Source organism: Limnoraphis robusta CS-951 (assembly GCF_000972705.2).
Map to the genome: position 1 here is coordinate 1 of NZ_LATL02000097.1, position 14,949 is coordinate 14,949.

Below are 14,949 nucleotides of genomic sequence, written 5' to 3' on the forward strand. Positions count from 1 at the left end.
TTGCAAGCCTACTACATCTATGCCGTGCATTTTCTCGATAGAAATGTTATAGTTGGATGTCGGGGAAAAGAATTAGAGTCCGCCGAGTAAAGTTTTGATTGAAGATTGTGGATACTCTACAGTTTTGACTTCACAATCTTCAATTCTATTTTGTAGGTTTTAAGTTTTAGCAGGTAGATTGAACTTGGATTTTCATCTCATGCTTGAATATTTTTACCGATGAGCAAACACCCAACAAAGGAGGTTTTACTATGAAAGTAATGTTACGTCAAAGTGCTAGTGGAAATTTATCGGTATATGTTCCTAAAAAAGATTTAGAAGAAGAAGTCGTTGAAGAAAAAATCGGTGAAGATGGCAAAATTTTTGTTCTGGCTAACGGCTGGGAATTAATGTTTCCAAAATTGGAAGAACCCTTTAATTTGCCGTTAACAACAGAAGCAAAGCGACTGTAATCAAAGGCGGGGTAATTCATAAATTACCCTGAGCCGTTATCCGTTTTTTTCCTATTGCATATTGCCGGAAAAGATTTGAGCGAATGATAGGCTCCATTTTGGTCATTTTTAAAAATGCCTGAAGTGTTGCTGAAGTGATTAAAAACTCTTAGAGTTTTAAGACTTCAGAATCCCTGCTGAAAGAAGATTATTCTTTGGGTATCAGGGAAAAATCCCATCACCGAATTAACAAGAGGTTGATGTGGGGCTGTCATCAAAAGAAGGCGGGGAACTCGTGTGAATCTTGATTGATTTTTTATTGAGTTCTTAAGGAGTTGAAGTAATGTTAAAAGCATCTGACATTATGACGACAGATGTCGCCACAATTCGCGGTTCTGCAACTGTAGCTGAAGCGGTTAAGCTGATGAAATTNGGAAAAATCCCATCACCGAATTAACAAGAGGTTGATGTGGGGCTGTCATCAAAAGAAGGCGGGGAACTCGTGTGAATCTTGATTGATTTTTTATTGAGTTCTTAAGGAGTTGAAGTAATGTTAAAAGCATCTGACATTATGACGACAGATGTCGCCACAATTCGCGGTTCTGCAACTGTAGCTGAAGCGGTTAAGCTGATGAAATTCAAACAGTTGCGTGCTTTAATTGTGGAGACTCGAACGGGTCAGGATGCTTACGGTATTGTCACCCAAACGGACATTGTGACGAAAGTGGTGGCATACGGTAAAGATCCAGCAGCAATGCGTGTGTATGAAATTATGACCAAGCCTTGTATCGTGGTTAATCCCGATCTGGGTGTTGAATATGTGGCGCGGCTATTTGCGAATACTGGAATTCGCATTGCGCCCGTTATTCAAGGCGAATTGCTTGGCATTATTTCAGATAGCGACATTCTCTATAAAGGCGATTTTATCGAAAACCCAAAATTACCGTTACTACAACGGGAATTAAAACGGGCAATTGAGCAAGCCAATGAAATTAGTGCAGCCCAGGGTGCAACCTCTGCCGAAAGCCTGAAAGCTTGGGAATTGGTTGATGAACTCGAAGCGGAAGCCGCTTATCAAGAAGGCGTTAAACTGCCGGAAATAACAGCTTTCCAAGAATTCTGTAATCAATATCCAGAAGTGCTGCGTGTTCGTCACGATCAGCTTTTAGCCAGCACNTTGAGCAAGCCAATGAAATTAGTGCAGCCCAGGGTGCAACCTCTGCCGAAAGCCTGAAAGCTTGGGAATTGGTTGATGAACTCGAAGCGGAAGCCGCTTATCAAGAAGGCGTTAAACTGCCGGAAATAACAGCTTTCCAAGAATTCTGTAATCAATATCCAGAAGTGCTGCGTGTTCGTCACGATCAGCTTTTAGCCAGCACTGGCGGCGCTGTTCCTGCTAGCGTAAGCTAAAGAACTTGGGTTTAGGAATTACGGAAGCCATCAGGGAGTCAAGACTTTAGTGAGGGGGAGTAGGTAAACAACAAAAGCGTGAAAGCATCAATGATTTCCTCGTCTGTCTGTCCTACTGTTCCCCCTGTTTCTATCCTCCTGAGTTCTGAAGCTTTCCTTATGAACTTTCTCGACATTTCCTGAAACCAAGAAACCATGAATCACTCTACCATTAATCTCAACAAACCCCAGATTTTAGACAGTTCCGCTTCTGTTGAAGTCGCCCATCAAGAATTGGGAAATGCTTGTCGCCAACAAATTTATGCGGCTTGTATTCGTCAATCAAACTTGCGAGAACATAGCACCAGTCCGCTTGAAGAAAAGGGTTCAGTCGCGAATCTATTGTATCAGTGTGAGTGGAGTATTAATTCTCACGCTAACACAAATACTTTAGCGATTCAATGTCCGAACTTAAACTCAAATTTGCTTGTGCTTGAAAAAGTTATGCAGTTTGGTAGCCTGTTGAAGCAGTTGGCAATTGGCAAAGTCCGTTTCAGTTCCGATGGGGAAACTTCCTTAGAAATCGGAGTTGATGAAATCTCGGTTGAGCGAGATTGATCACCGTTTTTCCGAGGTGCATCTGTAAGGAAAGTTGAGTTCAAAACACAACACTGTCAGGAGAATTGTACTATGGCTAAGATTGGCATCTTCTACGGTTCAACATCCGGTGTTACTGAAGAAATCGCCACCGCATTGCGGGATAAATTGGGCGAAGATCTTTGTGATTTGCTCAGTATGGAAGAAGATTTCAACGAATTTAGTGACTTCCTAGAGTATGATTATTTGCTCTTAGGCTGTTCCACTTGGGGAGCGGGTGAAGTGCAGAATAATTGGCGCGATCCATTGTTTGAAATGGAGTTGGAAAAACCGGATTTTTCGGGTAAAACCATTGCTCTATTTGGCCCCGGAGATTATGTCAATCATGGGATGCACTTTGTGGGTGCATTAGGCTTGATGTACGACATCTTTACCAAGTTGGGTGCAACCGTTGTTGGTGCTGTTCCAACTGATGGTTATACCTTTGAACATTCGACAGCAATTCGAGATGGTTTATTTGTCGGATTACCTCTCGATGAAGTCAATGAAAGCGAGAAAACAGATGAACGTCTAAATCGCTGGATTGAAACATTGACTCCTTATTTCCCCATTGAAAATCGAGTCTTAGCGGGTGCAAGCGCCTAGAATTGATTTTCATTTGATTCAATAGAACACTTACTCTCAACCGATCTAACTGACGACCTTTGTAGGAGAACACATATCATGGCTACCTTAACCAGTGTAAAAAAAAGCGGTAAAACTTGGGAACCCAAATTTGTTGAATCGCTGAATCAAGAAAGTTGTTTGGGTTGTGGAAGATGCTTCAAAGTCTGCGGTTTTAATGTTTTGGGATTAATTGCCCTTAACGAAGATGGGGAAGTTGTTGATGAAGATGAAGATGAAATTGAACGCAAAGTGATGAATATTGAAAACGCTGAAAATTGCGTCGGCTGTCAGGCTTGCGCCCGGATTTGTCCTAAAAATTGTTACACTCACGCCACAGTATCAGTTTAGGACAATATCCTAACAGTTATCAGTGAACAGTGAGCGGTTGAGGAATAATGGTAACTATTGAGTTTATCACCGTTCACTGGGGACATCTCAGGGTACGTCATTTGTCGGCGTACCTCTGTCCTTGTTTTCTGCACATTTTGAATTTTGATTGTGCAGACTGTTAACTTTTAGCACCTGGAGTTATAATCATGCGCGTTGCTCATAATATCACTGAATTGGTGGGTCGAACTCCCCTCGTTCAACTTAATTCGATTCCCCAATCCGAAGGCTGTGTGGCTCAAATCCTGGTAAAATTGGAGGGGATGAACCCGGCTGCTTCTGTCAAAGATCGAATTGGCGTGAATATGATTAACGCCGCAGAACGAGAAGGGTTGATTATTCCAGGTCATACGGTACTCGTTGAACCTACATCTGGAAATACCGGAATTGCCCTGGCTATGGCGGCAGCAGCGAAGGGATATCGCCTGATTTTAACGATGCCGGATACCATGAGTTTAGAGCGACGCTCAATGTTACGGGCTTATGGCGCACAGTTAGAATTAACGCCCGGTTCGCAAGGGATGAAAGGCGCCATTCAAAAGGCGCAGGAGTTGACGGAGACGGTTCCTAATGCCTATATGCTGCAACAGTTTAGAAACCCCGCAAACCCCGAAATTCACCGCCTAACGACGGCTAAAGAAATTTGGGAAGATACCGACGGACGAGTTGATATTTTAATTGCAGGTGTGGGTACTGGAGGAACAATTACAGGCGTTGCTGAGGTGATTAAACAATACAAATCTCAGTTTAAAGCGATCGCCGTTGAACCGACAAATAGCCCGATTTTATCGGGAGGAAATCCTGGTCCTCACAAAATTCAAGGCATTGGGGCGGGTTTTATTCCTGAAGTGTTAAACGTTGATTTAATTGATGAAGTTGTTCAAATTACCGATGATGAAGCCATGAGTTATGGCCGACGTCTGGCGCGGGAAGAAGGGATTTTATCAGGTATTTCCACAGGTGCGGCTTTGGCTGCGGCGATAAAAGTTGCTCAACGTCCTGAAAATGAAGGTAAACTGATTGTGATGATTCAACCGAGTTTTGGGGAACGGTATCTCAGCACTCCGATGTTTCAAGACTTAGAAGAACAAAAAGAACCGATGTTAATCAGTTAACACTGTAGGGGCGGGTTCTCAATAGATTTATGTTTCTCAGAAATAAGTTCAATAAACCCGCTACCCCAACGGGTTGATCTGTAGGGGCGGGTTCTCAATAGATTTATGTTTCTCAGAAATAAGTTCAATAAACCCGCCCCCCAATCATAAATTAAACCAGATTAGGATATAGTCCTCTTGAGAGGACTTTACTTTTTAGACGGGGATTTTAATCCCTGGCAACTGGGAACCCGTAGAGACTAAAAAACCCGGTTTCTTTGAGAAAGCGGGTTTTTGGCTTGTACCAACGGGGAACCCGCCCCTACAACACTGGTAACTGTTAAGGGCGGGTTTATATCGGTTGTCTGTGGGAAAATAGACATTGATGTAGGGGGGCGGGTTTATATCGGTTGTCTATGGGAAAATATAGATTAATGTAGGGGGGCGGGTTTATATAGGTTATCTGTGGGAAGACATAGATTGGTTCGGAACCCGCCCCTACAAATATCTGGTAATTGTTGAGGACGGTTTATATCGGTTATCTGTGGGAAAATATAGATTAATGGGGAACCCGCCCCTACAAAATTGTTGATTGATGGAGAAACAAGAACAATTCACACCGCAACCCACCGCAGACGGTTCTTACACCTTCTATTCGACAGAATTTGGAGAGTGTTTTCATAGTCAGTTTGGGGCGAAACAAGAGGCTGAACTGAAATTTGTTGAACCGTTAAATCTTCGTCAACGCGCTCAACATTCTCCGTTATTTTTACTTGATATTTGCTATGGTTTGGGTTATAATAGTGCTGCGGCATTAACAGCAATTTGGGAGGTTAACCCCGATTGTTACATCGAATTAATTGCCCTAGAACTCGATGAAACCGTTCCGAAAAGCGCGATCGCTCATCAGGTTCTTGAGAGTTATCCGGCTGAAATTGTAGAATTATTAGCGCAATTTTCAACAACTCATTCTTTGAATAGCGATCGCCTGCAAGCTAAACTGTTACTGGGAGATGCTCGAATGACCCTACAACAAGTTCGTGCTTCAGGGTTCAAAGCGGATGCTATTTTTCTCGATCCGTTTTCGCCTCCGGTTTGTCCACAACTATGGACAGTCGAGTTTTTAAGCCTTGTAGCGCACTGTCTCAAACCGGATGGTAAACTCGCTACCTATTCCTGTTCGGCTACGGTTAGAAGCGCGTTACTGGCCGCAGGATTAACAATTGGTTCAACCTCTCCTGTTGGACGACGCACACCGGGAACTGTTGCGGGGTTCTCTGCTGCTGCGTTACCCCCGTTATCAACGTCTGAACTCGAACATCTGCAAACTCGCGCTGCTGTTCCCTATCGAGATCCCGAGTTAAACGATAACGCTGAGAGTATTATACAACGCCGTTACCAAGAACAACAGTCCTCCTCGTTAGAACCGACCTCTCAATGGAAAAAACGCCATCGTGTACGGGCGGGTTCCGAATAAACCTACATTTTCCCAGAAACAACCTAGATAAACCCGCCCCCTCTTTCAGACAGGGGAACTATTGGGGAATAAAAACCCGGTTTCGTAAGAGTTACCGGGTTTTTGGGGCAATGGAAAAAACGCCATCGTGTACGGGCGGGTTCCGAATAAACCTATATTTTCCCAGAAACAACCTAGATAAACCCGCCCCCTGTGACTTCAGACAGCGCAACAACAAACCCAACTTCTGAACTTCCCTCGTCCTGAGTTCTGTTAAATAGTATGAATAGTTAGCTGATCTTATGAAATCATAGTTTAAAGACCTAAAGTAATTAGGTCAACCACTTGAACACTGAAACCGCAAATTTTTTTTAATGGTAGCAGTAGCAATTTTAGCGGCCGGACGGGGAACCCGCATGAAATCTGATCTCCCCAAGGTTTTACACCAACTGGGCGATCGCAGTCTAGTTCAGCGAGTTCTCGATAGTTGTGTAGGAGTTAAACCGAACCGACGACTTGTTATTGTTGGTTATCGAGGCGATTTAGTTCAAGAATCTTTACGAGAAAGCCAAAGTGCTGAGGACTGGTTTTCTGATTGTCCTCTTGAGTTTATCGAACAACAGGAACAATTGGGAACGGGTCATGCTGTTCAACAGTTACTTCCGCATTTAAAAGGGTTTTCGGGTGATTTGTTGGTGTTAAATGGGGATGTTCCGTTGTTGCGTCCTCACACCTTAGAAGAATTGCTGAAAATTCACAAACAAAATGGAAATGCAGCGACAATTTTAACCGCTCATTTACCACACCCGAAAGGTTACGGACGAGTATTTTGTGATAGTCAAAATATCGTGAATCAAATTGTAGAGGAACGAGACTGTACGGATGCTCAACGCAAAAATCACCGGATTAATGCCGGGATTTATTGTTTTAATTGGCCGCAACTTGAAAAAGTTCTTCCCCAGCTTACCTCTAATAATGAGCAAAAAGAATATTACCTCACGGATGCCGTTTTTTTCCTCAACCCTGTGATGGCGGTAGATGTGGAAGATTTTCGGGAAATTCTCGGAATTAATAACCGAAAAAATCTCGCAACGGCTTATCAAGTCTTGCAAGAATGGGTGAAAGATGAATGGATGGCATCGGGTGTAACGTTGCTTGATCCGGCGAGTATTACGATTGATGATACTGTACAATTAGAACCGGATGTTGTGATCGAACCTCAAACTCATCTACGCGGAAATACGACGATTAAAACGGGGAGTAGAATTGGGCCAGGGAGTTTAATTGAAAATAGTCAAATTGGCAAAAATGTAACGGTTTTGTTTTCGGTGGTGTCCGATAGTGTGGTTGCAGATGGGACTCGAATCGGCCCTTATTCTCATTTGCGAGGTCATGCAAACGTTGGGGAAAATTGCCGCATTGGTAATTTTGTGGAACTGAAGAAAACCCAACTTGGCGATCGCACAAATGTCTCTCATTTATCTTATCTGGGAGATGCCACCGTTGGCAATAAAGTTAATATAGGCGCAGGAACAATTACCGCAAATTATGATGGGGTAAATAAGCATCAAACCCATATTGGCGATCGCACAAAAACAGGTTCAAATACTGTTTTGGTTGCACCGATTACTTTGGGGGAAGATGTTACTGTTGCGGCGGGTTCAACGGTTACAGAAGATGTTCCTGATGATTGTTTAGTTATTGCGCGGGAACGTCAAGTTGTGAAACCGGGTTGGCGGATGAACGCTGAGAAAATAGAACAACCCAAAACCGAGTAAAATTTTGAAGGGGTGTATTTTTTGCGCCCCAAGTCAGAAGAGAAGAAGAACCACAAAGACACAAAGACACCAAGAGAGAATTGTCGTGTCTTTGTGGTGATTTTTGTCTTTATTAGTGTGGATTAAACAGTTTTTGAATGCGTTTCCGAATCCAAACGACTGGGTTTTGATCAGGATCTGATTCTTCTATTAATCCTAACTCTTTGAGTTTAATCTGACAATTGGCGACAATTTCTTGACGTTTGGCGAGTTCTTCTGCTAATCTATTGACCAAATCGGGTTTGTCTTTGATAAACGTCTGAAAGTTGTGTTTGGGAATGACAAATAACAAGGTATCTTCTAAGGCTCGAATCCCGGCGGGTTGAGGAATACCTAACATGAGAGAAAATTCCCCGAAAAAATTATTAGTACGGAGAACATCAATTTGTCGATCAACTTTTTCTAGGTAGGCTTCGACAGAACCTGAGAGGATAATATAAAATCCTTCCCCTGTTTCTCCTTCTCGAAAGATCACTTCTGAAGCTTGAAACTGTTTGCGATATCCGAGTTCTATTAGTTGTCGAATATAGAAGTCATTACAGTTTTTGAAATAACAAACCTTTTTTAAAATATCTTTTAAAAAGATCGGCTGAGGGGGTTCTTCTGAAGATAATTGAGGAGGGGTGGAAAGGTTTTGAGGTAGAGATAATGTTTCTGAATTTTTGACCCATAAATCTCGTTGAGGGAAGGGAATCGAAATTTTATGTTGACGAAATTGATATTCTATAATGTAAAAAATAGAACTTTTAATGGTAACTTGTTGATCAATTTGATTGACATAAACCCAAAGTTCAAAGTCTAAAGAATTTTCTCCAAATCCGATAAATTTAACTTTTGGCGATGGATCATGTAAAACGGTTGATTCCATGTACGCACAGTCTAACAAAATTTCAGTTACCAGAACCGGATCACTCCCATAAGCGACACCAATTGGAATTTTGATGCGTCCTCGGAAGCTTTCTAAACTCATATTAACTAAGCGTTTTTCAACCAATTGACTATTGGGAACAACGACATCAAATTGATCGAAGGTTTCAATTAAAGTGGAACGAATGGAAATTTCTTTCACATATCCAATCATTCCATCGAGTTCGATAAAATCTCCGACTTTAACTTTACGTTCGAGTAAAATCGTTAAACCACTGACAAAGTTTTTCGTAATATCTTGTAACCCAAACCCAATCCCAATCCCTAAACCGCCTGCTAAAATTGCTAAGGAACCCAGATCAATTCCATTGACTTGTAAAGCTAAAATACAGGCTAAAACGCCAACTCCATAACCTAAAATTGTTGAGATGATTTCTCGGTTACTGGCGTCTATTTTTAATCTCGTTAAGATTTTGGTTTTGAGAAATTGTTTGAACAGTCGAGAAATCAGAAGCGCAAAAATCAGTGAAACGGTTAAGTTGACAACGGCTAAACTGGAGATGGGTTTATTCCCAATCTTGAATAAAGGTTCACTCAGAAAAGACAAGTTGACAGCTAAAATTTTCCCAAAGATTACGAACAACATATTTTTAACCGACTAACGTTAAAAATTAAAACGGATTCATTACCAATGTCAAACACCTTAGTGAGTAGCGGTTTCCCAAAAACCCGGTTTACCAAAAACCCGGCTCCTTGAAGAAACCGGGTTTTTTTAGTAGATTAAATTAAACAAGGAATTAAACGAGTGCTAAATCGGGATAATTCGCCAACATATCATCAGTGCTGAGTGTATCTCCCTTCGCTTGTGGAGTCCATAAGACTTCTACCGCTAACAGTTGTTCACCGCCAACAGAACCCAAACGACTAATCGCTTGACGCAATTCTTGAGCGCTATTCACTTTTGGTAATTCTAGCTTTCCTAATGTTCCCACAACTAGGGTGACAACGATATATTCTCCCGGTGCTTGATCTTGGGGAACAATTTCACCGTTACCTGTATCACCGGATGAAATTGCAGGTGCAGTCATACCGGAAAGCTGATTATTATAATTAGACAGGGTTTCTTCGGTGAACTTACTGCGTTCTGCGATCGCCCACTGATTAAACTTGGACTCTGCCCCTTCCATTCCCGTTTGTGTCGTTTCAGCCGCCCCATAAGCCCAATATTCAGGGTGACGCAACAGGGCTAAAGTGGCTTCTTGTAACACTTGGGCGCGTCCTTGTGCCGAGCCTGTATCCGCCGCTTGAGCGATGCGATCGAGGTCATCTTGTAGGCTACGACCCTCCGCCAATAAACCCACCTGTACACGCCCTACAGACACTCCAGAACGGCTGTAAGAGCTTGTTTCTTCGCCGCCCCCCGCAGCAGACTGGAAGCTTCTAACCAGGAAATTCGCGATCGCAATAACGATGAAAATGCTAAATAATCCACCAAAGCCGCCGCCAAACCCAAAGAAGGGAATTAGGAAGGGGAAGCCAAAGCCACCACCATAACCATAACCGCCACCGGGCGCTCGAGTTGGGCCAGGAGCATAGGTTCGAGGTGTTCTAAAGGAACCTCCGCCAATGCGTCCCCCACTCCGGGCGGCGAGTGCAAAATCGGCTTGAGAGAAGATCAAGGTAAATACTATCCCAAAAGCCACTAAGGATTTCAAAATGGATTGAATTCGTGAATGCCGTTTCTCGTTTTTCATAGAGTTTTCTATTTTAACTTCAGGTTAACCTAGAGCGGATAACCGACCTCACCTAATACTGTAGCGTTTCTTGGGTTCCTGCTTAACTCCTGGGATGGGTGGATTTCCGCCAATGGGGATTTATAGCAGAAGTCAGAAGTCAAACTCTTTCTAGACTCTAGTTTGACGAATTGTTCTGTCCTAATTGCAACTTTGCGACTGCTATAGCATTGATGAGTCAGTCTAGATGTTCAGAGCGTGTCTGTAAAGTCGGATGCTTTTTTATTCTTAATTCTCAATTCTCAGATAAAGATATACTACGAACGGGCTAGCTGGAGGATTGCTTTTTTGAGAACAATTCAAGATTTTTTTAAGCTTCAGAAAATCAAGAAAGTTAAACGTTACTTTTTTCTGACTGTTGCTATTTTCTTAATTATAACCTATTCTGTTAACGATTTTTCAGTTCAGGCTTTAACGGTTGCTAAAACGATTATTCGTCCGAATTCTGTCAATCAACCCAGTTGTCCGACGGATTTACAAGCGTTACTGGATAAAATGTTACCAGATTTACCGAGTTATACCAATCGAGTGATTCAACGGGCGAGTACCAATCGTCAATTAGAACGAGACATTTATATTTTACTGGCTACACAGTTAGATGAACTTGAAGCTTTACCTTTTAATGTCAATTTAGATCATCCCGATGAAACCTATCTGGTTTATTTTCAAACTTGGCAACGAAAACATTATCCCAATAAAATTATTAGATTCAAACAATATCATTGGTTATTTTTGCGAAGAAGTCCGACAGGTTGGGTGTTAGAAAAGATGTTTTCCAAGTCGAGTTCTTACCCTCAATATGGATTTTATCCGCTTCCGGGTGAAACGAGCGAAAGTGCGATCGCCCAAGCCATTGGTTTGTGGTTACGGGACTGTCAAGCGGCGAATAGCAATTAGAATGCCGACAAGCCTTATTCTAATTTCTATCTCTTTATCTTATCACAAAAGGATAGCGTTGATCAACTCATAAACAACCAGCCTGAAAACCCGTTAAAATTTTTTAAAAATGTCACAATAATACAGAGTCATCGTTAATCCTAAACTTGAGTACCCGTGAACGATTTTACCGCATCTTCTCAACCGTTGCCGAATAAGTTTTTTTCAGACTATCGTAGCGATCGCCCGTTTAAAACTTTACTCTACCTCTATCAAAACGATCTACGCTATATCGGGCTATCAATGCTATTTTACCTGATTAAGCACAGTCCTGAATGGATTCGACCCTTAATTATTGCCAATATTATTGATATTATCTCCAGTCCAAGCACTCACAGTTTATCAGAACTCTGGTTCAATGGAGCTTTTTTAGCCTTTTCAATTCTTCAAAATACTCCCACCCATTATCTTCATATTCGCTTCTTGAGTACCGCCACTCATTCAATGGAATATAACCTCAGATCGGCGATTACTCGTCAACTGCAATATCTTTCAATTGGCTTTCATCAACAACGAAATTCAGGAGCGATTCAAAACAAGTTACTGCGAGATGTAGAAGCCGTCGCCCTATTAACAACTCAGATTTTTCAGTATCTCCCTTCATCCATTTTAACGATTGTAATTGCCATTATCATTACCGCCATTCGCGCTCCTGGATTTTTGATTTTTTTCGTGGGAACCATTCCGGTAGCTGTTACGTTAATTCGATATTTTCGCACGCCAATTCGTTCTCGAAACTCCGTCTTTCGTCAACAGATGGAAACCACTTCAGCCTATTTAATTGAAATGCTGAAACTGATTCCCATTACTCGCGCTCATGGTGCCGAAGAAGCGGAAATTTATCGCACCGAACAACGTTTAAAAACCCTCAAACAAGCCAGTATTAAACTCGATTTAATCAACGCTTTAGCGAATGCTGCATCTTGGGTGAGTTTGCGATCTTTTAACCTAGTTTGCTTATTAGCCTCCGCTTGGTTAGCCTATACTGGAAAATGGGGAATTACCGTCGGAGATGTCGTCTTATTAACGGGATATTTTGACTCAATTACAGGTTCAGTTGTGCAGATTTTAGGAGTCCTTCCCCAAATCGGAAAAGGGTTTGAGGCGTTGTCAAGTATTGGGGAAGTTTTAGAATGTCCTGATGTTGAACAAAATAAAGGAAAAACACCCGTTAAACGACTAAAAGGAGAGTTTTGTTTTGAGTCGGTTTGTTATGTTTATCCCGAGAGTCGAAACCAAACTGCAATTGTCGATTTTTCTCTACAGGTTAAACCCGGAGAAACGATAGCCNGATGTTGAACAAAATAAAGGAAAAACACCCGTTAAACGACTAAAAGGAGAGTTTTGTTTTGAGTCGGTTTGTTATGTTTATCCCGAGAGTCGAAACCAAACTGCAATTGTCGATTTTTCTCTACAGGTTAAACCCGGAGAAACGATAGCCATTGTTGGGCCATCGGGTGCGGGAAAATCAACCTTGTTAAACTTAATTATCGGGTTTTTGCGCCCAACTTCGGGTCAAATTAAACTGGATGGAAAAGAGATGAATTCCCTAGACTTGAGAACTTATCGCCAATTTTTATCGGTGGTTTCTCAGGAAACAATTTTATTTGAAGGAACCGTCCGAGAAAATATTTTATATGGTAAAGATACCGTCAGTGAACAACGGTTAAAACAAGTTGTTATAGAATCAAACGCCGATGAATTTATACAAAATCTCCCTCACGGACTAGAAACACAAATTGGAGAAAATGGCGTTAAACTCTCAGGAGGACAACGCCAACGAATCGCAATTGCACGGGCTTTAATTCGTGATCCGCGTGTGTTAATTTTAGATGAAGCGACCTCTTCTTTAGATACGGTTTCTGAGTCGTTAATTCAAGAAGCGTTAGATCGGTTAGTTCAAAATAGAACAACATTTATTGTCGCCCATCGCCTCTCAACTATTCGCAAAGCTGATCGCATCGTCGTGTTAGAAAAAGGGAAAATTATTGAAGTGGGAAATCACGAACAGTTATTAGAACATCAAGGTTTATTTGCGATCATGCACGCTTTACAAAGTTAACCGTTACAATAAATTATCAGAACATATTTGGAGTGATCTAGCATGACTAAAATGACGGTCAAAGATGTAGAAAAAATTCAGTCAATTCTCAGTGAAGCAGACTTAGACTATCAACTCGAACTCGAAGAAGGTAAGATTACAATTATGGGGCCATCAGATATCGTCTCTAGTGAAGTTTCTCTAGAATTTGCTAGCCAACTCCGCAATTGGGTAAAACCTCGGCGTCTGGGGCGGGTTTTTGACTCAGCCGGGGGCTTTATTTTACCGAATAGTGACTTGAAAGCGCCTGATGTTTCTTTTGTTTTACGCGATCGCCTTCCTCGCAGTATTCGCTATTTTGCTTCTCTCGTTCCCGATCTCGTTGTTGAAGTCAAATCTCAAAGCGATCGCCTAAAAAAACTGCGAGATAAAATACAAATCTATATCGAACAAGGGGTACAAGTTGCTATTATAATTGACCCAGATACTTATCAAGTAGAAGTTTATCAGCCCGATCAACCTGTCATTGTCTTGGGAAATGGTGATATTTTAACGGTCCCCGAACTTCTCCCGGAATGGGAATTAGTGATAGAAGAACTTTGGCCTGTTGTCTTTGATGAAGATTGAAACTTACATTTTATGATGCTTTCCCCCTTCCCAAATTTGAAGTTGTCTTTCTGCTGCAAAAAAATTATTAATAGAAGTCGGTGGATAAACAAAATGATCGTAAGCTAAAGCCATTTGACGGGCGGCTTCTGAATAGGGAACTCTACCGATTCCTGTCCCTAAACCCGGACAAAGAACAGATTTAATGTTTCGTTTGTGATGTAAATTATAACGGCGAATTTCCAATAACATCGCCCACATTGCAGTATAAGGAATATCTGTTCCTGTAATAGACATCGGAACTCGCATGGTTGGTGTATGGGCTAAAAAAGGATGTTTGGGATGTTGAGTTTCGACAATTAAACAGGTTCCCACTGGTTGTTCACCGAGATATTCTGTTAAAATCTTTTCTTGAACTCGCATCATTAATTCTTTGCCAAAAAAACTAATAATTGCTGCATCTATTCCACCATCCATTAACCCAAAAGAGTTAGCTGGACTCACTAAACAATCATACTCCGATACTGCTTCAAACGAGTTATTAATAATTTCCACATCGGGTAAATAGTGGAAATGTTCTCGAAAAGCCGCAGTTAAAGCAGGGTTGGGTGCCACTAAAATGAGTTTCAAGTTTTAGGCCTCCTTTTCACTTAAAGTTTTATTTTAATTGATGGGATTGCTATTGAGAAGCTTTGAGGGCGCCAACCGCAGCGCTCCTACTTAACCGAAGGCTAAATCTTGATTAGAAACGTCGATCATTATCTTTGTTTCCATGCAGGAGATCATTCCCTTCTCCACCTGCAATCACGTCAAAATCTTGACCGCCTCGTATCGTATCATTACCCGCTTTTCCGAGTAAAACATCTTGA

General features: G+C 41.7%; 17 protein-coding genes and 2 pseudogenes. 15 read left to right on the forward strand and 4 right to left on the reverse strand.

What is annotated here, in order from left to right; translation table 11 throughout:
• The 11 genes and pseudogenes from WN50_RS08825 (at position 1) to glmU (ending at position 7,798) form a co-directional block, all read left to right on the forward strand.
• A complete protein-coding gene (locus WN50_RS08825; RefSeq protein ID WP_082172386.1) occupies positions 1-90 on the forward strand; it encodes a nitrogen fixation protein NifZ in 90 nt (29 codons plus the stop codon).
• A 161-nt stretch (positions 91-251) separates the two neighbouring features.
• Positions 252-452, forward strand: a complete 201-nt coding sequence (gene nifT, locus WN50_RS08830; protein ID WP_046280725.1) for a putative nitrogen fixation protein NifT — start codon at positions 252-254, stop codon at positions 450-452.
• A gap of 343 nt (positions 453-795) precedes the next feature.
• Positions 796-863 (forward strand): annotated as a pseudogene (locus WN50_RS37105) (hypothetical protein); the annotation flags it as partial.
• A gap of 118 nt (positions 864-981) precedes the next feature.
• The coding region (locus tag WN50_RS08835; RefSeq protein WP_152964749.1) for a CBS domain-containing protein at positions 982-1,607 on the forward strand (626 nt) is incomplete at its 3' end.
• 18 nt (positions 1,608-1,625) lie between these two features.
• Positions 1,626-1,841 (forward strand): CP12 domain-containing protein, encoded by a 216-nt coding sequence (locus WN50_RS37420; protein ID WP_425354792.1) that lies wholly within the window; start codon positions 1,626-1,628, stop codon positions 1,839-1,841.
• Positions 1,842-2,036: 195 nt separating this feature from the next.
• Positions 2,037-2,438 (forward strand): hypothetical protein, encoded by a 402-nt coding sequence (locus WN50_RS08840; RefSeq protein ID WP_049558790.1) that lies wholly within the window; start codon positions 2,037-2,039, stop codon positions 2,436-2,438.
• A 72-nt stretch (positions 2,439-2,510) separates the two neighbouring features.
• Complete coding sequence (locus tag WN50_RS08845) at positions 2,511-3,062, forward strand: flavodoxin (protein WP_046280718.1); 552 nt, start codon at positions 2,511-2,513, stop codon at positions 3,060-3,062.
• 78 nt (positions 3,063-3,140) lie between these two features.
• A complete protein-coding gene (gene fdxB, locus WN50_RS08850) occupies positions 3,141-3,431 on the forward strand; it encodes a ferredoxin III, nif-specific (RefSeq protein ID WP_046280717.1) in 291 nt (96 codons plus the stop codon).
• 188 nt (positions 3,432-3,619) lie between these two features.
• On the forward strand, positions 3,620-4,585 hold the full coding sequence (gene cysK, locus WN50_RS08855) for a cysteine synthase A (RefSeq protein WP_046280716.1): 966 nt from the start codon (positions 3,620-3,622) through the stop codon (positions 4,583-4,585).
• A 574-nt stretch (positions 4,586-5,159) separates the two neighbouring features.
• Positions 5,160-6,041, forward strand: coding sequence for a tRNA (5-methylaminomethyl-2-thiouridine)(34)-methyltransferase MnmD (locus WN50_RS08860; protein WP_046277116.1), 882 nt, complete (start codon positions 5,160-5,162; stop codon positions 6,039-6,041).
• Between the two features lie 353 nt (positions 6,042-6,394).
• On the forward strand, positions 6,395-7,798 hold the full coding sequence (glmU, locus tag WN50_RS08865; protein ID WP_046277117.1) for a bifunctional UDP-N-acetylglucosamine diphosphorylase/glucosamine-1-phosphate N-acetyltransferase GlmU: 1,404 nt from the start codon (positions 6,395-6,397) through the stop codon (positions 7,796-7,798).
• Positions 7,799-7,910: 112 nt separating this feature from the next.
• Here glmU and WN50_RS08870 read toward each other — a convergent pair whose 3' ends face one another.
• Both WN50_RS08870 and WN50_RS08875 read right to left on the reverse strand, forming a co-directional pair.
• Entirely contained in the window at positions 7,911-9,350 is a 1,440-nt protein-coding gene (locus WN50_RS08870; protein WP_046277118.1) for a mechanosensitive ion channel domain-containing protein, read from the reverse strand.
• Between the two features lie 151 nt (positions 9,351-9,501).
• Positions 9,502-10,458, reverse strand: a complete 957-nt coding sequence (locus WN50_RS08875) for a DUF1517 domain-containing protein (RefSeq protein ID WP_046277119.1) — start codon at positions 10,456-10,458, stop codon at positions 9,502-9,504.
• A 327-nt stretch (positions 10,459-10,785) separates the two neighbouring features.
• Here WN50_RS08875 and WN50_RS08880 point away from each other — a divergent pair, with 327 nt between their 5' ends.
• From WN50_RS08880 to WN50_RS08895, 4 genes are all read left to right on the forward strand, one after another.
• On the forward strand, positions 10,786-11,394 hold the full coding sequence (locus WN50_RS08880) for a hypothetical protein (RefSeq protein ID WP_049558079.1): 609 nt from the start codon (positions 10,786-10,788) through the stop codon (positions 11,392-11,394).
• Between the two features lie 156 nt (positions 11,395-11,550).
• The coding region (locus tag WN50_RS08885) for an ABC transporter transmembrane domain-containing protein (protein WP_049558793.1) at positions 11,551-12,723 on the forward strand (1,173 nt) is incomplete at its 3' end.
• A 106-nt stretch (positions 12,724-12,829) separates the two neighbouring features.
• Positions 12,830-13,495 carry an ABC transporter ATP-binding protein gene (locus WN50_RS37425; RefSeq protein ID WP_200906240.1) on the forward strand — a complete coding sequence of 222 codons (666 nt, stop codon included), beginning with the start codon at positions 12,830-12,832 and terminating at the stop codon, positions 13,493-13,495.
• A gap of 42 nt (positions 13,496-13,537) precedes the next feature.
• The gene (locus WN50_RS08895; protein ID WP_046277121.1) at positions 13,538-14,101 is read left to right on the forward strand and encodes a Uma2 family endonuclease; all 564 of its coding nucleotides are present in this window, start codon (positions 13,538-13,540) and stop codon (positions 14,099-14,101) included.
• Positions 14,102-14,104: 3 nt separating this feature from the next.
• On the opposite strand, the gene WN50_RS08900 is transcribed toward WN50_RS08895, so the two are convergent.
• Positions 14,105-14,710, reverse strand: a complete 606-nt coding sequence (locus WN50_RS08900; RefSeq protein ID WP_046277122.1) for a macro domain-containing protein — start codon at positions 14,708-14,710, stop codon at positions 14,105-14,107.
• 112 nt (positions 14,711-14,822) lie between these two features.
• Positions 14,823-14,949: pseudogene (locus tag WN50_RS37430) on the reverse strand (calcium-binding protein); the annotation flags it as partial.